This window comes from Streptomyces sp. NBC_00250, assembly GCF_036192275.1.
Classification (GTDB): domain Bacteria; phylum Actinomycetota; class Actinomycetes; order Streptomycetales; family Streptomycetaceae; genus Streptomyces.
This window is the reverse complement of sequence record NZ_CP108088.1, coordinates 2,270,547-2,293,493: the sequence shown is the minus strand read 5'-3', so window position 1 is coordinate 2,293,493 and position 22,947 is coordinate 2,270,547. Positions and strand designations below refer to the sequence as shown.

The window sequence follows — 22,947 nt, the reverse complement described above, 5'->3', positions numbered from 1 at the left end:
CCCGCCGTAGTGAAGGAGCACTCCATGCCCACAGAGCCCGCCACCATCGCCGCCGACGTCCTCGCCCTGAGCTCCGGACGCATCGGAGCCATCGCGGCCACGTTGCTGGGACTCGCCGGCGTCCTCATCGGCGGGCGGGCCGTGGCCCGTGCCGCCGGACGTACCGGCATGGGCATCGGTTCCGGATCCGCGCGGGCCGGGGCCTTCGCGGCGCTCGCGGCGGGGCTGATCGCCATGGCCCTGGGAGGGATCGTCATGGCCACCTCCGACGGGTCCATCGGTACCGGCAACGGGTTGGGCGGCGCCTTCGTGGCCCTGATCGTGGGGCTGATCGCCACTGTCCTCGGCGGCCTGGCGCTGACCCGCTCCTCCCGCCCCCGTGGGCCGAGGTCCTAACCCGCGTGCTCCGTCGCCGCCACCGCCAGTGCCCGGATCAGCGGGTGCGGGCGGGTGCCGTCGCCCGACAGTTCCGGCTGGAACAGGGTCGCCAGGAAGAAGGGGTGCGAGGGGAGTTCCGCGATGCGGATGCCGCCCTCCTCGTCCGCGCCCGTGAACCGCATGCCGTGCGCCCGCAGGGTGTCCAGACGGCGGCTGTCGGGGCCGTAGTCGCAGTGGTAGCGCTCCGTCGTCCGCTCCGCGCCCAGGGCCTGCTCGGCGAGCGAGCCGGGGGTGACCCGTACGACTCCCTCGTGGCCCACCAGCGAGCAGGCGAGGGGGGCGATCAGCAGGTCGTCGGCGTCGGCCGACGGGTCGTTCTCGGCGTGCGCCGCGCCCGTCAGACCGCACACGTCCCGGGCGTACTCCAGGAGCGCGTGCTGGAAGCCGCCGCAGGTGCCGAGGAAGGGGATGCCGTCCTCGCGGGCCGTGCGGATCGCGGCCAGCGCGCCCGCCTCGCTCGCGTACGGGCTCCCCGGGAGCACCCACACCGCGTCGAAGCCCTTCACCGCGCCCGGCGTCTCCGCGTCCCCGGTCGGGATCCAGTACGCGTCGAGGGCGAGGCCGTCGCGCTCGGCGAGGGCGTCGAGGAGGACGGGGATCCGGACGTGGGAACGGACGTGCCCGGAGCGGTCGCCGACCAGGGCGATCCGGGGGGTGTGAGGGAGGGTGCTCGTGCTGTTCATGGGGACCATCCTTGGCGCCGCCGCCCGTTCACGTCCAACGATGATCTCTGCACTCTCCATCACGAATGCTTATACGGGGGTGGATAGGGTGACCCCCATGACGAACAATCAGGAACCGGCCGACTGGGAGCGCCGCGTCGCCGCGCTCTGGGAGCGGCTCGACGCCCATGAGCCCGCCGACTTCCGCGCCCGCGTCGCCGCACTCGCCGCCGAGCGCCCCGCCGACGACGCCGCCGCCCTCTTCGAGCAGGGCGCCGCCCACGACTCCACCGGAGAACCGGAGGAGGCCGTGCGCTTCTACCGGCGCGCCCTCGACCAGCGCCTCACCGGGCTGCGCCGCCGCCGGGCCGTCATCCAGCTCGCCAGTAGCCTGCGCAACCTCGGCCGGCCCGACCGCAGCGTCGAACTCCTCACCGCCGAGCGGGACATCCCCGCCGACCGGCTCGACGCCGACGAGCTCGCGCTCTCCGGCGCCGTCGACGCCTTCCTCGCCCTCGCCCTCGCCGACACCGGGCGCGACCGCGAGGCCGCCTCCCTCGCCCTCGGCGCCCTCGCCCCCCTCCTGCCCCGCTACAACCGCTCCCTCGCCCACTACGCGCAGGCGCTCCTCACCGCCCCCGACGGGTCCTGACGGGCCCCGGCGCACCCCATGGACCCGCACCTCCTCCGTACGTACGTCACCGTCGCCCGGCTCGCCTCCTTCTCCGAGGCCGCCCGCGAGCTGGGCTACACCCAGTCCGCCGTCTCCCAGCACATCGCCGCCCTGGAGACCGACCTCGCGCTGCCGCTGCTCACCCGGCGCCCCGTCGCCCCGACCCCGGCCGGGGAGCGGCTCCTCGAACACGCCGGGGCGCTGCTGCTCCGCCTCGACGCGGCCCGCGCCGACCTCGACCGGTTCGCGGCCGCGCCCCGCGCCACCCTGAGCGTCGCCGCCTCCCCGCTCGCCCTGCACCCCCGTACCCTCGCCGCACTCCCCGCCACCGGCGTCACCCTGCGCGCCCTGTCCCGCGAGCGGGTGCCCGTCGCCGTCGCCACCGGCGAGGCCGACGCCGGGCTCGTCGACGGCATCGCCGCCCCCAGCGACCCGCTGCGACTGCCCGACGTCGCCCCGCTCACCGCGACCGGCGTCGCCGAGGAGCCGCTCGCCGTGGTCCTGCCCGCCACACATCCGCTCGCCGGACGCTCCGGGCTCCGCCTCGACGACCTCGTCGACGCCCGCTGGCTGGACGCGCCCGCCGCCGGCCTCCCCCTCGACCAGCTGCGGGGCGCCCACGGCGGGCCCGCCGGGCGGGGATTCCGTACCGCCCTGCGCTACGAGGGCACCGACACCCGCACCCTGGCCGCCCTGGCCGCCGCCGGTCACGGTCTGGCGCTGCTGCCCGCGCCGGTGGCGGCGGACGTCTCCGGCGCCACCGCCGTCCCGCTGGTCGCGCCCCGCCTCGTCCACCGCACCGAGCTGCTCGTCCTGGCCGGCGCACGGGCCGAACCCAGTGGCCCGGTGGCCGAGTTCACCCGACGGCTCAAGAGCTGACACCCGCAGTCGCTACCCTGTGCGCAACGGCGACGGAAGGCGGGCGGGCGTGGGGTGGTTGCGACGAGGACCGAGGCGGGACGGCGACGACGCACCGAGGGACCCCGGGTTCGCGTACTTCTCACAGCGCGAGGCCGCGCTCTTCCGCGGCCGCGTCCGGGAGACCTTCGCCGAGCTCGGCCTTGAGGTCAGCGTCTACGCCGACCACGTCGTCGACGACAAGGGCCGCCGTTTCGGTCTCGGCAACCTCGCCGCCGTCTGCCACCAGGACCGGCGCGGCCCCCGCGTCTGGCCCGGCATGATCAACCGGCACATCGGGCTGGTCGTCCGCGCCATGGACGGCCCCTCCGCGCTCGACACCCTGCCGCCCGAGCAGATCCGCTCCCAGCTCTACCCCCGGGTCGTCAGCGGCGACGGCATCGACGCCGCCGCCTTCGGGTACGCGAGGACCGTCGGCCCCGGCCTGTACGAGATCCTCGCGCTCGACCTGCCGGAGAGCGTCATGATGCTCACCGACGAGGCGCTCGAACGGCTCGGCGACCACGCGCAGCTGCGCGACCGGGCCCTGCGCAATCTGCGCGGGCTGCCCGTCGAGGAGCACGAGACCGTCCGCGACGCCGACGGCATGTGCTTCGAGATCATCCTCGGCGACTCCTTCTACACCGCCAGCCGCGTCCTCGACCTGGACGGAGTCGTCCGCCGGGTCACCGGCCTGCCGATAGGCGAACACGGCGCCCTGGTCGCCATGCCGTTCCGGCACCAGCTCGCCTTCCACCCCATCCGCGACACCTCGATCATCCCGGCCCTCGGCGCGATGGCCTCCTTCGCCGCCTCCGGGTACGAGGACACGCCGGGCGCCATCAGCCCGTACGTCTTCTGGTGGCGCGGCGGCACGCTCACCCAGCTCAGCGAGCACGACGAGGAGCGGGGGGACCTGCGCATCGTCGTCGGCGACGACTTCCAGGAGCTCCTGGAACGGCTCATCGCGCAGGGCCCGGACCGCCGCTGACCGGTCGCGGGCGGGGGTCCGTCACGGCAGGATGCTGTACGTCCAGGACGCAGCGGAGCCGAGAAGGAGACCCCATGTCGAGCACCCCCGCCCCCGAAGCGGCCGAGGAGCGGGGCGAGACCCCCGTCCCGTTCACCGCGGACGACTACCGCGCCCGGATGACCCGCGCCGCCGAGTCCGCCGCCGAGGCCGGACTCGCGGGCGTGATCGTCGCCCCCGGCCCCGACCTCGTCTACCTCACCGGCTACCAGCCCACCGCCATCACCGAACGGCTCACCGCCCTCGTGATCGCCCCCGGACAGGACCCGGTCCTCGTCGTCCCGACCCTGGAGGCCCCCGACGCCGAGAAGGCCGTCGGGGCCGCCGCGCTCACCCTGCGGGACTGGACGGACGGCAAGGACCCGTACGCCGTCACCGCACCCCTCCTCGACGTCGACGGGCGCTTCGGCGTCAGCGACAACGCCTGGGCCATGCACCTCATCGGCCTCCAGAAGGCCCTCCCGGGGACCTCGTACGTCTCCCTCACCGAGGCCCTGCCGATGCTCCGAGGCGTCAAGGACGCCCACGAGCTGGCCCGGATCGCGGCCGCCGGAGCCGCCGCCGACCGGGCGTACGGCGAGATCCTCACGGTCCGTTTCGCCGGCCGCAAGGAGACCGACGTCGCCGCCGACCTCGCCGCGCTGCTCCTGCGCTTCGGGCATTCGCAGGTCGACTTCACCGTCGTCGGCTCCGGCCCCAACGGCGCCAACCCGCACCACGAGGCCGGCGACCGGGTCATCGAGCACGGCGACATGGTCGTCCTCGACTTCGGCGGGCTCAAGCACGGCTACGGCTCCGACACCACCCGAACCGTCCACGTCGGCGAACCCACCGACGAGGAGCGGCGCGTCCACGACCTCGTACGCGAGGCCCAGCAGGCCGGCTTCGAGGCGGTACGGCCCGGCGTGGCCTGCCAGGACGTCGACCGGGCGGCCCGCAAGGTCATCGCGGACGCCGGATACGGCGAGTACTTCATCCACCGCACCGGCCACGGCATCGGCGTCACCACGCACGAACCGCCGTACATGATCGAGGGCGAGGAGCTGCCGATCGTGCCCGGCATGTGCTTCTCCATCGAGCCGGGCGTCTACCTCCCGGGCCGCTTCGGCGTCCGCATCGAGGACATCGTGACGGCGACGGAGGACGGCGCGGGGCGCCGCTTCAACAACACCCCGCACGAAATGGCGATCGTCGAGTAATCGTCGAGCAGGCGCGTACGGGCGCGTACGGGCGCGGCGGGCCCGGCCGTCACGTGGATGCGGTGGGCTCAGCCGTCCGTCAGGACGACCGCCGACTCGCCGGGGAGCCGCAGGACCCCGTCCACCGCCGGGGTATCGACCGGCTCCCACGCCGCCAGTACCTTGTCGCGGCCGTTGGAGCCGAGCGGGATCACCGCCGGCTCCTTGCCCAGGTTGACGGCCACCCGCAGGATCCCGCGCCGGAAGACCAGCCAGCGGGCCTCCTCGTCGAAGGCCACCTTCACGCCCGCCAGGTCCGGGTCCGTCAGGTCGGGCAGGGTGCGGCGCAGCGCGATGAGCTGGCGGTACCAGGCGAGCAGCCGCCTGTGCGGGCCCCGCTCGCGCTCGGCCCGGTCGAGGACCGAACGGTCGCGGGTGGCCGGCTCCTGAGGGTCGGGCACCTCGTTCTCGTCCCAGCCGTGCTCCGCGAACTCCCGCCGTCTGCCCCGCCGTACCGCCTCCGCGAGCTCCGGATCGGTGTGGTCGGTGAAGTACTGCCAGGGCGTGGTCGCCCCCCACTCCTCGCCCATGAAGAGCATCGGCACCGAGGGGCCGGTGAGGACGAGGGTCGCCGCGCAGGCGAGCAGACCGGGGGAGAGGGAGGCCGAAAGGCGGTCCCCCAGGGCCCGGTTGCCGATCTGGTCGTGGGTCTGGGCGTAGCCGAGGAAGCGGTGGGCGGGGGTGCGCTCCCGGTCCACGGGACGGCCGTGACGGCGGCCCCGGAAGGCCGAGTACGTGCCGTCGTGGAAGAAGACATGGGTGAGCGTCTTCGCGAGCGCGGCCATCGGGGCACGGGCGAAGTCCGCGTAGTAGCCCTGGGCCTCGCCGGTCAGGGCGGTGTGCAGGGAGTGGTGGAAGTCGTCGTTCCACTGGGCGTGGACCCCGAGTCCGCCGAGCGCGCGCGGGGTGGTCGTCCGCGGGTCGGCGAGATCGGACTCGGCGATCAGGAAGTGCGGGCGGCCCTGCTCCTTCGCCAGCTCGTCGACGGCCGCCGAGAGCTCCTCCAGGAAGGTCAGCGCCCGGGTGTCGGCGAGCGCGTGCACGGCGTCGAGCCGCAACCCGTCGATCCGGTAGTCCCGCAGCCAGGCGAGCGCGCTGCCCCGGAAGTACGCCCGGACCTCGTCCGAGCCGGGCGCGTCCAGGTTCACCGCGGCGCCCCACGGGGTGTGGTGGGTCTCCGTGAAGTACGGGCCGAAGAACGGCAGATGGTTGCCGGAGGGCCCCAGGTGGTTGTGCACCACGTCCAGGACCACGCCCATGCCGAGCCCGTGTGCCGCGTCCACGAACCGCTTCAGCGCCTCGGGGCCGCCGTACGGCTCGTGCACCGCCCACGGCGCGACCCCGTCGTAGCCCCAGCCCCGCACCCCGGGGAACGGGCACAGCGGCATCAGCTCCACATGGGTGATGCCGAGGCCCGCGAGCTCCCCGAGGCGCGCGGCCGCCGCGTCGAGGGTCCCCTCCGGGGTGAAGGTGCCGAGGTGCAGCTCGTACAGGACGGCGCTGCGCAGCCGCAGCTTCGGGGACTCGTTCCGCCAGGTGTAAGCGGAGTGGTCGACGACCGCGCTCAGGCCGTCCGGCCCGTCGGGCAGCCGACGGGAGCGCGGGTCGGGCAGCAGATGCCCGCCGTCCAGCGAGAAGCCGTACCGGTCGCCGTCCTCGGCGGGCACGACACCCGTCCACCAGCCGTCCCGCTCGGCGTCCCGCTCCAGGGGATGCCCGGAGCCGTTCAGCTCCAGCGTCACCCGGTCACGGGCGTTCGGCGCCCACACCTCGAAGAGCACGGAAATCCCCTCGTCGACGGACCAACCACGCACGGATCCCAGCATCGGATCCACGCACGGATCCACGCACGGATCAGCTCGGCGGATCAGCGAACGACCGCCGCGTCCATCCTGGCAGTCAGGAACCCGCCGCGCCCGGCGCGTCCCACACGTAGTTGATCGCACGCTCGAAGTTGATGTAGCCCGCACGGGCGAAGGCGTCCGCCATCGGCACGTTGCCCAGGTCGGTCGCGGCCCGGATCCGGGGCACGTCGGCGGCGGCCAGGACGCGGGTCCCCTCCACCAGGATGTCGTCGATGTAGCCGTTGCCGCGGTGGGCCGGCAGCACGCCGATGTACGCGATCGTGTGGTGGTAGTTGTTGCGCGCGGGGACGACGAAGCCGACCGGCTCGCCGCTCTCCGGCAGCTGGGCCACCTGCCACCACTCCTGGGGCGAGGAGTAGTGCGCGAACTCCTCGTCGTAGTGCAGCTCCGCGGCCTCCCGCGTCGACAGGCCGGAGGCCAGATCCGCCTGCCCGTGCGCGTCGAGCGTGCCCTCCATGACCGGGGTCATCAGGGTGACCAGGTCCTCACGGTCCCGCACCGGACGGAACTCCAGCCGGCCCTTCGGCTCCGGTACGGGGGTGCCGGGCCGCCACTCCAGGCGGAGGCGCTCGACGAGGGGGCGGGCCCCGGTGGCCTCCAGAACGCCGAAGACGGACTCCAGGAGGGACCGGGTCTCCGGCACGTCGCGCCAGTCCGCCGGCATGAAGCGGCCGAACTCCGGGCGCTTCCCGTCCGCCGGGATCACGGCGGCCGTGGCGGTCTCCAGGAGCCGCAGGCCGATCTCGGCGCGCTCCTCCGAGGAGAGCTCCGGGGCGAGGTCGAAGAAGTCGAGCGCCTGCGGCTCGGCGCCGGCCGCGTTCGCCCACCAGGAGAGCCGGCCGAGGAGGCGGTCGCCGTCGAGGGCGACCCACATCCACTCGGGCAGACGGCGGCCGGTGGCGAGGTCGTCGGCGAGCTCGTGGTCGAGCGTGTAGGTGAGGCGGAGGAACAGGTCGAGTTCCTCGGGTCCGGCGAGCGGACGTATGACGAGGTCGTGCGGGTGGAGTCCGGCCGAAGAAGACGCGGTCACGTGGTGTTTCCCCCTGGGGACGGTTGATTCGGAGTCCGCAGACGGTAGCAGCGATCATGGACGGCGGGGTACGAGGTTTCCCGGCCCGGGACCCTTCTGGACACTACGGGCCCGACGGACCGACAATCACAGATGTGACGACCCCTTTCGAGCTTCCGGCGAACACCCCTCGGCTGACCGACGCCGAGCGGGACCGCGCGCTGGTGCTGCTCCGTGAGGGCGCCGCTCAGGGACGTCTCTCGCACGACACGTTCATCTACCGGATGGAGCGCGCGCTCCAGGCCAGGCGCCCCGACGAACTCGCCCTGCTCACCGCCGACCTGAGGACCGAGGGCACCTGGACGCGCCGGGTGGTGGGCGCGGTCGAGCGGATGTCCGCGTTCACGGCCAGGCTGGGGCGCGCCTGGAGCGCCGAGCGGCTGCCGAAGCTGCTGCTGCCCCTGCCGGGCCCGCACCCGCTGCGGATCGGCCGCGACCCGGTCAACGGCCTCCGGCTCAGCCACGAGACGGCCTCCCGGCTGCACGCCGAGCTGTCGATGCAGAGCGGGATGTGGGTGCTGCGCGACCTCGGCTCGACGAACGGCACGACCGTGAACGGCCGGCGGGTCACGGGCGCGGTCGTCGTGCGGGCGGGGGACGTCGTCGGCTTCGGGCAGATGTCGTTCCGGCTCTCGCACGGGTAGGCACCGCCCGGAAAGCCCGAGCTCGCGACCGTCCAGCCTCTCGGCATGGAGCGGAACGACATCACCCGGAACGACATCACCCGGAACGACATCACCCGGGACGACATCACCCGGGACGACATCACCCGGGACGACATCACCCGGGACGACGGCACATGGGTGCGGCCCGTCGCTCGGTGCCTCGCGCGGCACGTCGACCGCCTGCTCGACCGCCACGGCGGCGTTCACTCGTTCGGCGGTATGCGGCGGGCGCTGTGGCGCGTGCGGTGATGGGCTGTGGGGACGCGCGCCACGTTCTCCGGCCGCGGCACCCACCGCCGATCGACAGGGGGCGCGATGAGCGACGAGCCGAACCGCGAGCCGGGCCGGGGCATAGGGAACGACCGGGCGGACGTGCCGCCCGGGGACCCCTGGACGCGGCTGCCGTCCATGGCGCCGGCGACGCCCATGGCCGACGGAGAGGCCGACGCCCTCCTGCGGGCCGGCCTCGCGGCGCCCGTACGGGGCCGGGGGCGGACCGCGCCCGCTCCGACCGCCGGCGGACCCGCGGGCCCTGCCGGATCCGTCGGACCCGTCGGGTCGGTCGCGCCCGGTACGTCCGGGGCGAGGACCGTCGCCCCGAGCCCCCTCGACCCCGGCGCCTCGCGGGACCCGCACGGCATCCACCGCACCCTGCGCGAGGAGTTCCCGCTCACCTACGACCCGCTGCTGCGGGCCTGGGTGCTCAGCCGGTACGCGGACGTCGCCACCGCCCTCACCGACAGCCGTTTCACGCACGGCCACCGACCCGGCGACCCGCCGTGCGCGCGGGCCCATGTCGACGTCGACGTGGAGGCCCTGCGCTCGGTCACCGAGCGCACGGCGTACGTGCTGGCCCGCCGGATCTCCGAACGGCCGCAGGCCGACCTGGTCGCCGACTTCTGCCACTGGCTGCCCGCCGGAACCGTCGCCGCCGCCGTCGGCGTCCCCTACCGCGACATGATGCGACTCGTACGGGGCAGGGCGGCCGGGGCGCTCGCCGGGGAGTGCGGCGGGCAGATCGCCGTACGGGAGAAGGCCTTGGCGTCCTTCCTCGGCAACGTCCTCTCGGACCCGGACCAGACGGCTGCCCTCCGGGACGCCCCCGCCGGGCTCGTGGGGCGGGCCTGGGCGGAGTCGCTGCGCAGGGACCCGCCCGTGCAGATCGCGGTGCGCCGTACCGGCGCGGAGGTCCCGGTCAGCGGCGGCGTCGTCCCGGCGGGCGCGTCGGTCGCCCTCCTCGTCGGCTCGGCCGGGCGCGATCCGGAGCGCTTCCGCGAGCCGGACCGTTTCGACCCGCTCCGCGACGACCCGGGCCAGCTCACCTACGGCAGCGGCTTCTGCCCGGCCGTGATCCTGGCAGGTCTGGAGGCCGAGTACGCCCTCCGGGCGCTGTTCACGGCCATGCCCCGGCTCCGCCTCGCCGACGGCTTCCGCCCGGTGTGGACCGGCCTCATCACCTGGGCCCCGCGGAGCCTGATCGTCCGTCCGGGTGGCTGATTCCGGGGTGGGGAAGGTGTGCGTCCGCCCGCTGCTAGGGTGACGTGTGCTCGTCAAAGAGCGCCTTTTTCTTTACCACTTCCAACGGGGATTCAAACGTGAAGATGCGTCATGTCCGCGCGATCGCTGTCTTCGGCATCGCGGTCGTCGCCCTGACCGGTGCCCGCGGCTCGCACGGCGGCAGCTGCGGCGGCTCCAGCAGCTCCGGCAGTTCGAGCAGCAGCAACCACAACAGCGACAACGACAGCACCTCCGGGGGCACCTCCGGCGGCTCCCTGCCCGGCGGCTCCAGCAGCGCCGACAAGGCGATCCGCGACGTGACCATCGACGAGTGCAAGTACGACCCGGCGACCAAGAACCTCGTCGCCCGGGTCACCGTGAAGAACGACGGTGCGCTCGACTACGACTACAGCATCACCATGAAGTTCAAGGGCGACGCGGGCGGCAGCGCGGTCCCGGCGACCGCCACCAAGACCGCCGTCGCGGTCGCGGCGGGCGCCTCCGTGAACGCCGAACTCACCACCCCTTACCCCGGATCCGGCGACGGCTCCGAGTACACCAAGTGCGAGGTCTCGCGGGCCTCCCGCTCCTGACGGTCGGTCGGAGCACGCACGGGACGCCCCCTCCAGGGGGCGTCCCGTTCTGTCGTGGTCGGGCGTCGCTGCCGCGTCACTCCGTCCGCGCCAGCAGCGCCACCGGCCGCTCCGCGAACAGCTCCGCCACCTTGAGCTCCGTCGCCGGGCCGCCGGTGAACTCCCGTACGCCGTCCAGGACGTCGGCCCAGCGGCCCTCCGGCAGGACCAGCTCCGTGTCCTGCCAGCCGCCCGCCTCCCAGAGGCGGAGGGGCAGCCGGGTGACGGCGGTGATCACCTCGTCGGAGCGGCTGAAGGCCAGGCAGTGGGCGGCCGTCGGGCCCTCGGCCGTCAGCGGGGCGTAGGTGCCCCGGGCGCCGAAGGCCGCAGGGCGTTCGCGGCGCAGACGCAGGGCCGCGCGGACCAGGGCCGTGTGATCGTCGTCCGCGCCCATCGTGAACGGCGCCCGGTTGTCCGGGTCGACCAGGGCCCGGTACTCCCGCTCCGTGTTCTGGTACAGCTCCGGCACCCCCGGCATCGTCAACTGGGTGAGGAGCGCGCCCAGCGCGTGCGCCCGGATGTGCGGTTCCAGGGCGAAGGCCGCCTCCGAGGCCGCCCGGAGCGGGATGCGGCCGGGCCCGGCCGCCGCGAACTCGGCCACCGCCCGCTCGTACTCCGTGTCGGGCTCCGTCCAGCTGGTCCGAAGCCCCGCCTCCCGTACGGACTTGAGGATCGCGGGACCCAGCCGGTCCGGGTCCGGGGTGCCGAAGCCGAAGGCGGTCTGCCAGGCCGTCCAGGCCACGTGCGGATCGGGCGCCGGCACCCCCGACACCTCCGCGAGCAGCTCCGTCCACACCTGCGGGCACTGGGACAGGACCGCGATGGCGGCCCGGACATCGGCGCTGCGCTTGGTGTCGTGCGTGGACAGCACGGTGCCGGTGCCCGGCCAGTCCCGCGAGATCCGCCGGCAGTACGCGTGGAACTCGTCCACCGGCACCGCCGGGCGGCCCGCGTCCCCGCCGACCTCGTTCGCCGAGAGCAGCGGGGTGTACCGGTAGAAGGCCGTGTCCTCGACGGACTTGGCCCGCAGCGCCGAGGAGGTCTGCGCGAACCGGGCCCGGAACGCCAGGTGCTCGGACCCGTCGCCGAGGGTGCCGAGTGCCAGGTCCCGTACGACGTCGACCGCCGCGGCCTCCTCCGGCACCGCGAAGGCGGCCTTCGCGCCGCGCGCCGCCTCCGGGGTCAGTACCGACTCGCCGCCGGTCCGGTACGGGCGGTAGACCGGGACCCGGACGAGGAGTTCGCGGATCGCGGTGCGCAGCGCCCAGGGCGCGTGGTCCCGCAGCACGGGGTCGGCGGCGCAGATCCGCTCCGCGATCCTGGTCAGGACGGCCGTCTCGGCGGCCAGGTCGTGGCCGACGACCTCGTACGCGGCGCGCCGCTCGGTCGCCTCCCAGCGGCCGCCCCTGTCGCCGGTCCTGCTCACGAACTCCCGGTAGACATCGGAGAGTTCGTCGGCCCCGACCGGGTCGGTGAACACGCCGTCGACGTGGTGCAGGGCGTCGTACCCGGTGGTGCCGGAGACCGGCCAGGCGGCGGGCAGCGTCTCCGGCCCGGTGAGGATCTTCTCGACCACCGTCCAGCAGCGCCCGCCGGTCGCCGCCGCCAGGTCCTCCAAGTAGCCCTGCGGGTCGGCGAGTCCGTCCGGGTGGTCGATGCGCAGTCCCTCGATCACCCCGTCCCCGACCAGTTCGACGATCTTCGCGTGGGTCGCCGTGAACACCTCCGGGTCCTCCACCCGCACCCCGATGAGGTCCGAAATGGTGAAGAAGCGACGGTAGTTGAGTTCCGTGCGGGCCAGCCGCCACCAGCCGAGCCGGTACCACTGGGCGTCGAGCAGCTCGTCGAGCGGCAGCCCCTCCGTGCCCGGCCGCAGCGGGAACTCCTGTCCGTCCAGGTGCAGCGCTCCGCCGGACACCCGCAGCCGGTCCCGTACCTCCGGGAGCCGCGCGGGCAGCACCGGGAGGAGCAGCCGGCCGTCCCCGGCCGACCGGTCGATGTCGAACCAGCGGGCGAACGGTGAGGCGGGACCGTCCCGGAGCACGGCCCGCAGCGCGTGGTTGTGCCGGGGAGAGGCCGCCATGTGGTTGGGCACCAGGTCGACGACGAGCCCGAGCCCGTGCGCCCGCGCGGTCGCGGCGAGGGTCCGCAGCCCTTCCTCGCCGCCGAGTTCGGCCCGTACGGACCGGTGGTCGGTGACGTCGTAGCCGTGGGTCGAGCCGGGGACCGCCTCCAGGACGGGGGAGAGGTGGAGGTGCGAGACCCCGAGCCCCGCGAGGTACGGCACGGCCCGCTCGGCCGCCGCGAAGGGGAACTCCGGCTGGAGCTGGAGCCGGTAGGTGGCGGTGGGGAGGACGGCCGCGGAACCGGACGGGAGGGAGCCCGGGGCGGAGGCCGGGGCGGAGGCCGAGCCGGGCGGGAGGGAGGTCGGGGCGGAGGCCGAGCCGGACGGGAGGGAGGTCATGCGAACGTACGTACCCCGCGCGAGGGCTTCTGTGTCATCGCCTCATGCACCCGTTCGTGTGCATCGCGTTACGTTCGCCCGATGCTCCGGATGTATCGCGACACGTTGACCCTGCTCGGCCCCGCCCTGCCGGTGGTCTCCTTCCTCGGCCGGCTGCCCACCGCCATGTGCCAGCTCGGCAGCCTGCTCCTGGTCGCCGAGACGACCGGCTCCCTCGCCACGGCCGGGCTCACGGGCGGCGCGCTCGCGGCGGGACAGACCGTCGCCGGGCCCGTCATCGGCCGGCTCACCGACCGGCACGGCCAGCGCTCGGTCGTCCTCGCGGCCTCCCTCGCCAACGCGATCGCCGTCGCCGCCCTCGTCCTCGCCGCGCTCGCCCGGACGCCCACCGCCTGGCTGATGGTCCTCGGCGCGCTCGCCGGGGCCACCGTCCCCCAGATCGGACCGCTCGCCAGGACCCGCTCGGTGGCCCTCGCCCGCCGCTCCGGCGCGGACGACCGGACCGTCGGCACGGTGCTCTCCTTCGAGGGCACCCTCGACGAGGTGTCCTTCGTCCTCGGCCCCGCCCTCGTCGGCCTCGCCGCCGCCCTCGCCCACCCGGCGGCCGCGCTCCTCCTGGCGGCCCTGCTGCTCGCCGCCTGCGGCACCGCCTTCGCACTCCACCCGACCGTCCGGGCCACCGCGCCCGAGCCGTCCCTCTCCACCCGATCGGGTGCCGCCGAACGGACGCGGCTGCCGGGATCGGCCTACCTCCTGCGCGGCACGATGGTCCTCCAGGGCGCCATGTTCGGCGCCTCGCAGGCCGGGATCACCGCCCTCACCGAGGAGCTCGGCGCGCCCGCCCAGGCCGGGCTGGTCTACGCGGCGATGGGCGTGATGAGCGCCGCCGTCGGTCTCTCCATGGCGGCCGTGCCCGCCCGGTTCGGGCTCATGACCCGCTGGCGCACCGCGACCGCCGCGCTCGTCGTCCTCTCCGTACCGCTGCCGTTCGTCGGCTCGCTCGGCGCGCTCTACGCGGTGGTGATCGTCCTCGGCGCCGCGTACGCCCCGCACCTCATCACCGTCTTCGGACTCACCGAACGGACCGTGCCGGCGACCCGGCTCGCCGAGTCCATGGCCTTCCTCACCAGCGGGATCGTCGGCGGCCAGGCCCTCGCCCTGGCCGTCTCCGGGCGGCTCGCCGAGGGCCACGGCGCCCCCGCCGCCTTCGCGGTGGCGGTGGGGGCGGCCGTGGCCTGCGCGCTGCTGTCCTGGACGGTACGGGTGACGACGCCCGGTCCCGTGGGGAAGCTCAGGCCGGCCGCCGCAGAACCGTCAGGCTGAGCGGTGCGAGGGACACCCGCTCGCCGCCCGCGAGCTCCGGGCCCTCCTGCGGCGGCATGCCCTCCGGGTCGGAGGTGTCCACCACCGTCCGCCAGCAGGCCCCGTGACTGTCGGGCACCGAGAACTCCAGCTCCTTCGACGAGGCGTTGAACATCAGCAGGAAGGAGTCGTCGGCGATCCGCTCGCCCTGGGTGCCGGGCTCCGAGATGGCGTTGCCGTTGAGGAAGACGGTGAGCGCCTGGGCGTGCGCCGCCTGCCAGTCGCGGGACGTCATCTCCTCGCCCTCGGGCGTGAACCAGGCGATGTCGGTGAGTTCGTCGTGGGTGCCCTCCACCGGCCGCCCGTGGAAGAAGCGGCGGCGCCGGAAGACCGGATGGTCCCGGCGCAGCCGGACCATCGCCCGGGTGAAGCGGAGCAGCGTGGCCTCCGCCTCGCTGTTCTCCTTCGGCCAGCGCACCCAGGACACCTCGTTGTCCTGGCAGTACGCGTTGTTGTTGCCGCCCTGTGTGCGCCCGAACTCGTCGCCGTGGCTGAGCATCGGCACGCCTTGCGAAAGCATCAGTGTGGCCAGGAAGTTGCGGCTCTGGCGGGCCCGCAGCTCGGCGATCCCGACCTCGTCGCTCTCGCCCTCGACGCCGCAGTTCCAGGAGCGGTTGTGGCTCTCGCCGTCCCGGTTGCCCTCGCCGTTGGCCTCGTTGTGCTTGTCGTTGTACGAGACGAGGTCCCGCAGGGTGAAACCGTCGTGGCAGGTCACGAAGTTGACCGAGGCGAGCGGTCGTCGCCCGTCGTCCTGGTAGAGGTCGGAGGAGCCGGTCAGCCGGGAGGCGAACTCGGCGAGGGTGCGCGGCTCGCCCCGCCACAGGTCCCGTACGCAGTCCCGGTACTTGCCGTTCCACTCGGTCCACAGCGGCGGGAAGTTGCCCACCTGGTAGCCGCCCTCGCCGACGTCCCAGGGCTCGGCGATCAGCTTCACCTGGCTCACCACCGGGTCCTGCTGCACCAGGTCGAAGAAGGAGGACAGCCGGTCCACCTCGTGGAACTGGCGGGCCAGGGTGGCCGCCAGATCGAAGCGGAAGCCGTCCACGTGCATCTCGGTCACCCAGTACCGCAGGCTGTCCATGATCAGCTGGAGCACGTGCGGGGAGCGCATGAGCAGCGAGTTCCCGGTGCCGGTGGTGTCCGTGTAGTACCGGGGGTCGTTCGACAGCCGGTAGTACGAGGGGTTGTCCAGGCCCCGGAAGGAGAGCGTGGGGCCCAGGTGGTTGCCCTCGGCGGTGTGGTTGTAGACCACGTCGAGGATGACCTCGATGCCGGCCTGGTGCAGCGCCCGTACCGCCGACTTGAACTCCAGGACCTGCTGGCCCCGGTCGCCCCAGGAGGCGTAGGCGTTGTGCGGGGCGAAGAAGCCGATCGTGTTGTAGCCCCAGTAGTTGGAGAGTCCCGCGTCGACCAGCCGGTGGTCGTTCACGAACTGGTGGACGGGCATCAGTTCGAGGGCCGTGACGCCCAGTTCCTTCAGGTGCCCGATCACCGACGGGTGCGCGAGCCCCGCGTACGTCCCGCGCAGCTCCTCCGGCAGGTCCGGGTGGAGCATCGTGAGGCCCTTCACATGGGCCTCGTAGATCACCGTGTGGTGGTACTCGGTGCGCGGCCGCCGGTCGTCGCCCCAGTCGAAGTACGGGTTGACCACGACCGAGGTCATCGTGTGCGGGCCCGAGTCGAGGTCGTTGCGCGCGTCCGGCTTCCCGAAGGGATAGCCGTACACCGCCTCCCCCCACTTGACCTGCCCCGACACCGCGCGCGCGTAGGGGTCGAGGAGCAGCTTCGCCGCGTTGCAGCGCAGCCCGCGCTCCGGGGCGTACGGGCCGTGCACCCGGAACCCGTAGCGCTGACCGGGCATCACGCCCGGCAGATAGGCGTGCCGCACGAACGCGTCGGTCTCGCGCAGCTCCACCGCCGTCTCCGAGCCGTCGTCGTGGAGCAGACACAGCTCGATCCTGTGGGCGGCCTCCGAGAAGACCGCGAAGTTGGTTCCCGCTCCGTCATAGGTGGCGCCCAGGGGGTACGCCTGTCCCGGCCAGACCTGCATGGATACGACTCTTCCTCTTCTGTCCGGGTTTTGTGGGTGTTCTCCGGCCAGATCCTGCCCGAAATTGGGGCAACCTCCTAGGACTTAGCCCCGTCCTACCGGGTGACCGCACACGAAGAGGGGGAATGAGGGGGAAGTGTGTACGAAATAGCGCGCCGCCACCTGGGGAAGGTGGTGGCCGGAGCGGCCATGGCGGTGACGGGAACCGCCGTCGCGATCGCGATCAGCCTGCCGGGTTCGGCGGGGGCCGACGACACGCCGGGCGGCCGTGGCGCCGTCGGGGCGGGGGGAATCACCGACGTGGCCGGCTCCGCCGGTTCCGCCGGTTCTTCGGGACAGCAGGGCACGGCCGGTACGGGGGGCGGCGACGGTGCGCAGGCCCCGGGCGCCGCGCCGCCCCCCGCGACGGTGGCGCCCGTGGCGGCCGAGGGGGAGAAGGGCGTGGGAAGCGACCCGCTCACCGACGACGAGCTCGCCCGGGCCGAGTCGCTGGCGCTCACCCCGCCCGGCGCCGCCGCCCAGCAGAACGTCGAGGGCGGCCGGGGGCCGCAGCACCTGGGCACCGACCTCGCCGACCCGCTGCCGGGGGACGGCACGCGCCGCGCCGAGGTCCGCTTCTACGACTACGCGCGGGACGAGCTCATCACCCGGACCGTCAACCTCGCCACGGGGAAGGTCGAGAAGTCCGGTGCGCAGCGCGGGGTCCAGCCCTCCGTCCACCCCGAGGAGCTGCGCGAGGCCATGGAGCTGATCCTCACGAGCCCGCTCGGCAAGGGCGTCAAGGAGGACTACAAGGACGCCACCGGCAAGGAGCTCACCTCCACCGCCCAGTTGTGGTTCAACGGCGACCTCTACCGCACCTATCGCGAGGCGAACGTGCCTCCGCAGCTCGCCCGTTGCGGCGAGCACCGGTGCGTCCGGCTCGTCAGCAAGGTCCTCAACGGGGCCTGGATCGACACCCGGAACCTGATCGTCGACCTCTCCGCGAGGACCGTCACCCGCGTCGGCTGACCACCGCCGCCGGTCCTCTCCCGCCGCCTCTCCTGCCGCACTCGTACGAGGGAGTACGTTCCCATGTCCACCCAGCGCAGCCTGTTCACCGGACGAACGCGGCGCACCCGTACGCGGGGCGCCGTTCTGACCGCGGCCGTCCTGCTCGGCACCGCCACGGCCGCCACCGGCCCCGCGACCGGGGCCGTCGCGGCGCCTCCGCCGGTCCCGACGCGCACCCCGGCGGTGCCGCCGCCGTCCCCGACGCGCACCCCCGTCGCACCCGAGGCCGACTGCTCCCACGCCTACCGCATCACGCAGAAGCTCGACGGCGGCACCACCTGGCGCATGTGCTGGCGCTACGACACCGACGCCGGGCTCACGCTCGACAAGGTGACCTACCAGCCGCCCGGTGCCGCGGAGCCCATCAAGGTCCTCACCAGCGCCAGGCTCGCCCAGATCCACGTGCCCTACGACGACGGCGTCGCCGAGTACGACGACCTCACCGGCGCGGGCTTCGGCTGGGGCCTGCAGAACCTCAAGCCGGCCGAGTGCCCCGGCGGCACCCTCACCACCGTCAAGGTGCCCGAGGTCGGCCAGATCAAGGGCCTGTGCACCACCACGCGGGCGCGTGGCCACGCGTACCGCATGGCCAGCGACTCCGGCTCGAAGGTCTACCAGGCGCAGGCCAAGGACCTGCTCGTCTACACCGTGAACAAGGTCGGCTGGTACGAGTACATCTCCGAGTGGCGCTTCTCCGCCGACGGCACCATCGGCGCCAACGTCGGGGCCACCGGCAGCCTCTCGCCCGTCGACTACAACGCCACCGACGGCCGCGGCTGGCCCATCGGAAAGGGCGCCCGCTCCTACGCCACCAGCCACGCCCACAACGTCTTCTGGAAGCTCGACTTCGGCCTCGACGGCTCCACCAAGGACCGGATCGAGCAGTTCGACTCCACCGTCACCGCGCCCCCCGCGGGCGGCGGCGGACCGACCGTGAAGACCAAGCGCACCGTCGTCACCAAGGAGCTCGCCGGCGACGCCAAGAACATGCGCTGGTGGCGGGTGGTCAGCGGCACCGGCAAGAACGCCGACGGCCACGCCCGGTCGTACGAGATCGTCCCCGGCCACACCGACACCCACGCCGGGCGCGGATTCACCAAGCACGACGTGTACTTCACGCAGGCGCGTGCCTGTGAGAAGTTCGCCAGCAACAACATCGGCAACTGCGCGCCCAACGCCGGTGACAGCGTGGACAAATGGGTCAACGGGGAGACTCTGACCAAACCGTCCGTCTGGGTCAACATCGGGTTCCACCACATCGCCCGGGACGAGGACCAGCAGCCGATGCCGGTCCACTGGCAGGGCTTCCAGCTCGCGCCCAGGGACGTAACCGCTATGAATCCGCTCACTCCGGCCGATCTCGCCTCCCAGAACGGGCAGCCGGATCTGGGGAGTTGAGGAAGGAGCCTGACGATCCTGCTGCACCGCCTCCCGCTCGCGGAGTACCCTTCCTTGATCGTTGTCGGACCGGTCGACACGGGCGTCCAGGAGCAGAAGGCGGTGCGCGGGTGAGCTCGGGAGGTCTGGAGCTGCCCCCAGGGGATCAGGGTCGCGAGGGGGGTCCCGCCGACCCCTCCGAAGCGCCGCCCGGCGCGGTCGCGCCGCCCGGAGCCGTGCCGCCCGGCACGGTCACCGTCGCCCGGCCCGTGGAGATCGGAGCGGAGCTCGACTGGGGCGCCGAGGCCTGGAGCGAGGTCCGCACCCGCGCCCAGCGCGCCGGACGGGCCTACATCTGGCTGAACCTCGTCGAACAGCGGCTCCGCGCCGTGGTCGCCGCCGTCCTGCGACCCGTGTACGAACCCGTGCACGGCGAGGAGTGGGTGGTGGCCGCGGCCGGCCCGGCGGGCCAGGAGTGGGTGCAGCGGGCGGTCGCCGTCCGCGAGGTCTCGCGGCGCAAGGGCTATCTGCTCGACCCCGCCGACGACAACGTCCTCAGCTTCCTCACCCTGCCGCAGCTGCGCGAGCTGATGGTCCAGCACTGGCCCTGCTTCGAGCCCTACTTCGACGACCGGCGCGAGGTCGAGCTGGCCCTGGACGAGCTGGAGGTCACGCGCAACGTGGTCTCCCGCAACCGGGCCCTGTCGCTGACCGTCCTCGCCCAGTCCGAACGGGCCTCCGCGCGCATCCTGGAGATCCTCGGCAGCGGTGCCGGGGTGCCCTCCGCCGACCGGCTGCCCGTCGACGCGGTCGAGGACCTCGTCGGCGACCGGTACGCGGACGTGGTCTCCGTCCACCCCGACCGGGTCCGGCTCCAGCGGCAGCTGCCCGCCGAGGACCTCTTCGGCGGGGCCCGCCGCCTCGACGCCACCGGCATAGGTCTCAATCTGCTCGTGCAGAACTTCTCGGGCCGCCGCATGGTCCGCCTCGCCGAGTCCGGCTGCCGGACCCGGCTGCTCTTCCTCAACCCCGCGAGCAGCGCCGTCAAGCGCCGCGAGCGCGAACTCGGCCTGAAGAAGGGCGAACTGAGCCGCTCGGTCGAGATGAACATCCTGCACATGCGCCGGGTCCGCTCCAAGCTCCGCGACCCGGGCGCCTTCCAGATCCACGTCTTCGACGAGACCCCCCGCTTCACCGCCTACCTGGTGGACGGCGACGGCCCGGACGGGGTGGGCGTCGTGCAGTCCTATCTGCGCCGGGCCCGGGGCATGGAGGCCCCCGTCCTCGTCCTGCGCGGCGGCGGGCGGAACGTGGTGCGCCACGGGCAGGGGATCCGTGACGGCGATCACGGACTTTTCGAGACGTACCGGGAGGAGTTCGAGTCCGTCTGGCTCGACTCCCGGCCCGTCTCCTGACCCCTCGCGGGGGGAGGCCGGGAGCGTTGTCAGTGGTGCGTGCGAGGGTGGTCAGCACCACGGGGGAGATCACGTAAGGAGGACCCGATGGCTTGGCACGGCGAGACGCTGGTCGGCTTCGACCTGGAGACGACCGGCACCGAACCGCTGGAGGCCCGTATCGTGACGGCCTCGATCATCGAGGTCGACGGCGGGGGACACGTCACGCGCCGGCGGGACTGGCTCGCCGACCCGGGCATCCGCATCCCGGAGCAGGCCTCCGCGATCCACGGCATCAGCAACGAGCGGGCGGCCGCCGAAGGCCGCCCGGTCCGCGAGGTCGCCGACGAGATCGCGAAGACCCTCGCCGAGTACTGGGAGGACGGCGTCCCGGTCGTGGCGTACAACGCCAGCTTCGACCTGACGCTGCTCTCCGCCGAGCTGCGCCGCCACGGACTGCCCTCGCTGAGCGAGCGGCTCGGCGGCGCCCCCATCGGGCCCGTCGTCGACCCGTACACCATCGACCGGGCCGTCGACCGCTACCGCCGCGGCAAGCGGAACCTGGAAGCGGTCTGCGGGGAGTACGGAGTCGTGCTCGAAGCCGCCCACCAGGCCGCCGCCGACGCGCTCGCCGCCGTCCGGGTCGCCGTCGCGATAGCCGAGCGGCACCGCCAGGTCGCCGAGCTGAACCCGGCCGAGCTCCATGAGCGCCAGATCGCCTGGTACCGCGCCTGGGCCGAGAACTTCCAGGCCTTCCTGCGCCGCAAGGGCGACACGGAGGCGGTCGTCGAGTCCACCTGGCCGCTGCGCGAGGCGGTCGCGGCGGCGGTGTAGGACGCCCGCCCCTTACGCGTTCTCCTCCAGGAAGGAGAGCAGCAGCTCGTTCACCTTCTCCGGCTGGTCCAGCTGGAGCCAGTGGCCGGCCTCCTCGATGCGCTCGTAGCGCCAGGAGCCGCTGACGAACTCGCCCGTGGCGGCCATCGAGTGCTCGGTCAGGAAGCGGTCGCCGGTGGACCACAGGCCCATCACCGGAAGCTTCGGCAGCGGCACCAGCGGCAGCTCGGCGCCGAACAGGACCTCCGGAGGGAGACCGGCCCGGTAGATGTTCAGCGCGGCCGTGAGCGCGCCAGGGGCGCGGATCGGCTCGATCACGGACTCCGCGTCCGGGTGCTCGCCCAGCATCTCGCGGAGGTTGGCGTAGTCGTCACGCGCGAGCCAGTCCTCGGCGAGCCCGGCCAGCTGGAAGAGCACCATGTACCAGGACAGCTGCCGCTGCTCCCAGCCGGCGGCCCGCATGCCGCCCAGGTGCCCCACCGACAGCAGGCTCAGGCTGCGCACCCGGTCCGGCACCACACCGGCGAGACCCTGGACGACGCCGGAACCCCAGTCGTGGCCCACGAGGTGGACCCGGTCGATGCCGAGCCCGGCGAGCAGCTCCAGCATGTCGCCGACGTGCTTGGCCGGGTGGTACGCCTCCGGACCGCCCTCGGGACGGTCCGAGGCCCCGAAGCCCCTCAGTGTCGGGGCGACCGTCATGAACCCGGCCGCGTTCAGCGCCGGAACCTGGTGACGCCAGAGAAGCTGGCTGTCGGGGAAGCCGTGCACGAGCAGCACGGCCGGTCCCTCACCGCTCACCTCGACGTCGAGCGTCACCTCGGAAAGTTCCACACGCATCCCAACACCCCGTTCGACGAGCCCGGTTCGGTCGGGAGACATGATGTCAGAACGGGTACCAGCGCACCTCGGGGTCGCCGTCCCGCAGCGAGGCCACCCGCCGCTCGAATTCGGCCAAAGCCTTCGGGTTCGACGGCGCGTGCTGTGCCACCCACGCGCAGCTCGCGGTCTCCCGCGCGCCGCGCAGCACCGCGCACCCCTCCCACTCCCGTACGTCCCAGCCGTACGCCTCGGTGAAGGCCTCGTACGCGGCCGGGTCCAGGCCGTACCGGTCGCGGGACAGGGCGAGCACCACCAGGTCGTGCTCGCGCAGGTCGGAGGAGAAGGTCTCCAGGTCCACCAGGACCGGGCCGTCGGGGCCGACATGGACGTTCCGGGGGAGGGCGTCACCGTGGATCGGGCCGGGCGTCAGGTGCGGGGTCAGCGCGGCGGCCGCCGGGGCGAAGGAATCGCGCCGCTCCCGCAGGAACGCCGCGTCCGCCGGATCGATCGCGTCCCCCGCGAGCCGCAGCCACCGCTCGACCCCGCCGAGCAGGTCACGACGCGGCAGCGAGAAGGCCACCGGCTCCGGCAGGGCGTGGATCCGCCGGAGCAGCGGCCCCAGATCGCGCGGCTCCGCCGGCCGCACCGCCTCGGGCAGCCGGTGCCAGAAGGTCAGCGGGTGCCCCTCGACCAGACGCGGCTTCTCCTCGGCGGCCCGCACGGCCGGCACCTCCGCGTCGGCGAGCCAGGCGGCCAGCGCCAGCTCCCGCTCGGCCCGCTCGAACACCTCCGCGTCCCGGCCCACCTTCACGGCGAGATCGCCCACGGCGAAGACCGCGTTCTCACCGAGGGCCAGCAGCCGCGCCTCCGCGACCGGCACCCCCGCCGCGGCCAGGATCTCCCGCGCCCGCGCCTCGTCCATCGA

General features: G+C 73.4%; 21 protein-coding genes. 14 read left to right on the top strand and 7 right to left on the bottom strand.

Features of this window, described 5'->3' with window-relative positions:
- The first annotated feature begins 24 nt into the window (after positions 1–24).
- On the top strand, positions 25–396 hold the full coding sequence (locus OG259_RS10320) for a DUF6223 family protein (protein WP_328942003.1): 372 nt from the start codon (positions 25–27) through the stop codon (positions 394–396).
- Here OG259_RS10320 and OG259_RS10315 read toward each other — a convergent pair.
- Positions 393–1,121 carry a CTP synthase C-terminal region-related (seleno)protein gene (locus OG259_RS10315; protein ID WP_328942002.1) on the bottom strand — a complete coding sequence of 243 codons (729 nt, stop codon included), beginning with the start codon at positions 1,119–1,121 and terminating at the stop codon, positions 393–395. The genes OG259_RS10320 and OG259_RS10315 overlap by 4 nt on opposite strands.
- A 97-nt stretch (positions 1,122–1,218) precedes the next feature.
- Here OG259_RS10315 and OG259_RS10310 point away from each other — a divergent pair, with 97 nt between their 5' ends.
- The 4 genes from OG259_RS10310 to OG259_RS10295 all read left to right on the top strand — a co-directional run bounded on the left by OG259_RS10310 (position 1,219) and on the right by OG259_RS10295 (position 4,899).
- A complete protein-coding gene (locus OG259_RS10310) occupies positions 1,219–1,752 on the top strand; it encodes a tetratricopeptide repeat protein (protein ID WP_328942001.1) in 534 nt (177 codons plus the stop codon).
- Positions 1,753–1,770: 18 nt separating this feature from the next.
- Positions 1,771–2,652 (top strand): LysR family transcriptional regulator, encoded by an 882-nt coding sequence (locus OG259_RS10305; RefSeq protein WP_328942000.1) that lies wholly within the window; start codon positions 1,771–1,773, stop codon positions 2,650–2,652.
- Between the two features lie 49 nt (positions 2,653–2,701).
- Positions 2,702–3,661, top strand: coding sequence for a hypothetical protein (locus OG259_RS10300; protein WP_328941999.1), 960 nt, complete (start codon positions 2,702–2,704; stop codon positions 3,659–3,661).
- Between the two features lie 74 nt (positions 3,662–3,735).
- The gene (locus tag OG259_RS10295; protein ID WP_328941998.1) at positions 3,736–4,899 is read left to right on the top strand and encodes an aminopeptidase P family protein; all 1,164 of its coding nucleotides are present in this window, start codon (positions 3,736–3,738) and stop codon (positions 4,897–4,899) included.
- 68 nt (positions 4,900–4,967) lie between these two features.
- Here OG259_RS10295 and treZ read toward each other — a convergent pair whose 3' ends face one another.
- Positions 4,968–6,719, bottom strand: coding sequence for a malto-oligosyltrehalose trehalohydrolase (gene treZ / locus OG259_RS10290; protein ID WP_328947044.1), 1,752 nt, complete (start codon positions 6,717–6,719; stop codon positions 4,968–4,970).
- A gap of 118 nt (positions 6,720–6,837) precedes the next feature.
- A complete protein-coding gene (locus OG259_RS10285) occupies positions 6,838–7,833 on the bottom strand; it encodes a GNAT family N-acetyltransferase (protein ID WP_328941997.1) in 996 nt (331 codons plus the stop codon).
- A 134-nt stretch (positions 7,834–7,967) separates the two neighbouring features.
- Here OG259_RS10285 and OG259_RS10280 point away from each other — a divergent pair, with 134 nt between their 5' ends.
- The 4 genes from OG259_RS10280 to OG259_RS10265 all read left to right on the top strand — a co-directional run bounded on the left by OG259_RS10280 (position 7,968) and on the right by OG259_RS10265 (position 10,627).
- Positions 7,968–8,516, top strand: coding sequence for a DUF1707 and FHA domain-containing protein (locus OG259_RS10280; protein WP_328941996.1), 549 nt, complete (start codon positions 7,968–7,970; stop codon positions 8,514–8,516).
- 45 nt (positions 8,517–8,561) lie between these two features.
- A complete protein-coding gene (locus tag OG259_RS10275) occupies positions 8,562–8,786 on the top strand; it encodes a hypothetical protein (RefSeq protein ID WP_328941995.1) in 225 nt (74 codons plus the stop codon).
- Positions 8,787–8,852: 66 nt separating this feature from the next.
- Positions 8,853–10,034, top strand: a complete 1,182-nt coding sequence (locus OG259_RS10270) for a cytochrome P450 (RefSeq protein WP_328941994.1) — start codon at positions 8,853–8,855, stop codon at positions 10,032–10,034.
- 104 nt (positions 10,035–10,138) lie between these two features.
- The gene (locus tag OG259_RS10265; protein ID WP_328947043.1) at positions 10,139–10,627 is read left to right on the top strand and encodes a hypothetical protein; all 489 of its coding nucleotides are present in this window, start codon (positions 10,139–10,141) and stop codon (positions 10,625–10,627) included.
- 76 nt (positions 10,628–10,703) lie between these two features.
- On the opposite strand, the gene treY is transcribed toward OG259_RS10265, so the two are convergent.
- Entirely contained in the window at positions 10,704–13,130 is a 2,427-nt protein-coding gene (treY, locus tag OG259_RS10260) for a malto-oligosyltrehalose synthase (RefSeq protein WP_328941993.1), read from the bottom strand.
- 90 nt (positions 13,131–13,220) lie between these two features.
- On the opposite strand from treY, the gene OG259_RS10255 reads away from it, so the two are divergent.
- Complete coding sequence (locus OG259_RS10255; protein WP_328947042.1) at positions 13,221–14,453, top strand: MFS transporter; 1,233 nt, start codon at positions 13,221–13,223, stop codon at positions 14,451–14,453.
- On the opposite strand, the gene glgX is transcribed toward OG259_RS10255, so the two are convergent.
- The gene (gene glgX, locus OG259_RS10250; RefSeq protein WP_328941992.1) at positions 14,422–16,542 is read right to left on the bottom strand and encodes a glycogen debranching protein GlgX; all 2,121 of its coding nucleotides are present in this window, start codon (positions 16,540–16,542) and stop codon (positions 14,422–14,424) included. The genes OG259_RS10255 and glgX overlap by 32 nt on opposite strands.
- Positions 16,543–16,731: 189 nt before the next feature.
- Here glgX and OG259_RS10245 point away from each other — a divergent pair, with 189 nt between their 5' ends.
- From OG259_RS10245 to OG259_RS10230, 4 genes are all read left to right on the top strand, one after another.
- Positions 16,732–17,553: a Tat pathway signal sequence domain protein gene (locus OG259_RS10245; RefSeq protein WP_443052117.1), complete on the top strand. Its 822-nt coding sequence runs from the start codon at positions 16,732–16,734 to the stop codon at positions 17,551–17,553.
- 63 nt (positions 17,554–17,616) lie between these two features.
- Positions 17,617–18,993 (top strand): copper amine oxidase, encoded by a 1,377-nt coding sequence (locus tag OG259_RS10240; protein WP_328941990.1) that lies wholly within the window; start codon positions 17,617–17,619, stop codon positions 18,991–18,993.
- A 110-nt stretch (positions 18,994–19,103) separates the two neighbouring features.
- A complete protein-coding gene (locus tag OG259_RS10235) occupies positions 19,104–20,387 on the top strand; it encodes an SAV2148 family HEPN domain-containing protein (RefSeq protein ID WP_266898049.1) in 1,284 nt (427 codons plus the stop codon).
- A gap of 87 nt (positions 20,388–20,474) precedes the next feature.
- Entirely contained in the window at positions 20,475–21,200 is a 726-nt protein-coding gene (locus tag OG259_RS10230; RefSeq protein WP_328941989.1) for a 3'-5' exonuclease, read from the top strand.
- A gap of 12 nt (positions 21,201–21,212) precedes the next feature.
- On the opposite strand, the gene OG259_RS10225 is transcribed toward OG259_RS10230, so the two are convergent.
- Positions 21,213–22,040, bottom strand: coding sequence for an alpha/beta fold hydrolase (locus OG259_RS10225; RefSeq protein ID WP_328941988.1), 828 nt, complete (start codon positions 22,038–22,040; stop codon positions 21,213–21,215).
- A gap of 46 nt (positions 22,041–22,086) precedes the next feature.
- Positions 22,087–22,944: a phosphotransferase enzyme family protein gene (locus OG259_RS10220; RefSeq protein ID WP_328941987.1), complete on the bottom strand. Its 858-nt coding sequence runs from the start codon at positions 22,942–22,944 to the stop codon at positions 22,087–22,089.
- Positions 22,945–22,947: the final 3 nt, after the last annotated feature.

Excerpts from the sequence above, each read along its gene's own strand:
- OG259_RS10320 (WP_328942003.1), top strand. The coding sequence starts at position 25 with ATGCCCACAGAGCCCGCCACCATCGCCGCCGACGTCCTCGCCCTGAGC.
- OG259_RS10315 (WP_328942002.1), bottom strand. The coding sequence starts at position 1,121 with ATGAACAGCACGAGCACCCTCCCTCACACCCCCCGGATCGCCCTGGTC.
- OG259_RS10310 (WP_328942001.1), top strand. The coding sequence starts at position 1,219 with ATGACGAACAATCAGGAACCGGCCGACTGGGAGCGCCGCGTCGCCGCG.
- OG259_RS10305 (WP_328942000.1), top strand. The coding sequence starts at position 1,771 with ATGGACCCGCACCTCCTCCGTACGTACGTCACCGTCGCCCGGCTCGCC.
- OG259_RS10295 (WP_328941998.1), top strand. The coding sequence starts at position 3,736 with ATGTCGAGCACCCCCGCCCCCGAAGCGGCCGAGGAGCGGGGCGAGACC.
- OG259_RS10275 (WP_328941995.1), top strand. The coding sequence starts at position 8,562 with ATGGAGCGGAACGACATCACCCGGAACGACATCACCCGGAACGACATC.
- OG259_RS10270 (WP_328941994.1), top strand. The coding sequence starts at position 8,853 with ATGAGCGACGAGCCGAACCGCGAGCCGGGCCGGGGCATAGGGAACGAC.
- OG259_RS10265 (WP_328947043.1), top strand. The coding sequence starts at position 10,139 with ATGCGTCATGTCCGCGCGATCGCTGTCTTCGGCATCGCGGTCGTCGCC.
- treY (WP_328941993.1), bottom strand. The coding sequence starts at position 13,130 with ATGACCTCCCTCCCGTCCGGCTCGGCCTCCGCCCCGACCTCCCTCCCG.
- OG259_RS10255 (WP_328947042.1), top strand. The coding sequence starts at position 13,221 with ATGTATCGCGACACGTTGACCCTGCTCGGCCCCGCCCTGCCGGTGGTC.
- glgX (WP_328941992.1), bottom strand. The coding sequence starts at position 16,542 with ATGCAGGTCTGGCCGGGACAGGCGTACCCCCTGGGCGCCACCTATGAC.
- OG259_RS10245 (WP_443052117.1), top strand. The coding sequence starts at position 16,732 with ATGGCGGTGACGGGAACCGCCGTCGCGATCGCGATCAGCCTGCCGGGT.
- OG259_RS10240 (WP_328941990.1), top strand. The coding sequence starts at position 17,617 with ATGTCCACCCAGCGCAGCCTGTTCACCGGACGAACGCGGCGCACCCGT.
- OG259_RS10230 (WP_328941989.1), top strand. The coding sequence starts at position 20,475 with ATGGCTTGGCACGGCGAGACGCTGGTCGGCTTCGACCTGGAGACGACC.
- OG259_RS10225 (WP_328941988.1), bottom strand. The coding sequence starts at position 22,040 with ATGCGTGTGGAACTTTCCGAGGTGACGCTCGACGTCGAGGTGAGCGGT.
- OG259_RS10220 (WP_328941987.1), bottom strand. The coding sequence starts at position 22,944 with ATGGACGAGGCGCGGGCGCGGGAGATCCTGGCCGCGGCGGGGGTGCCG.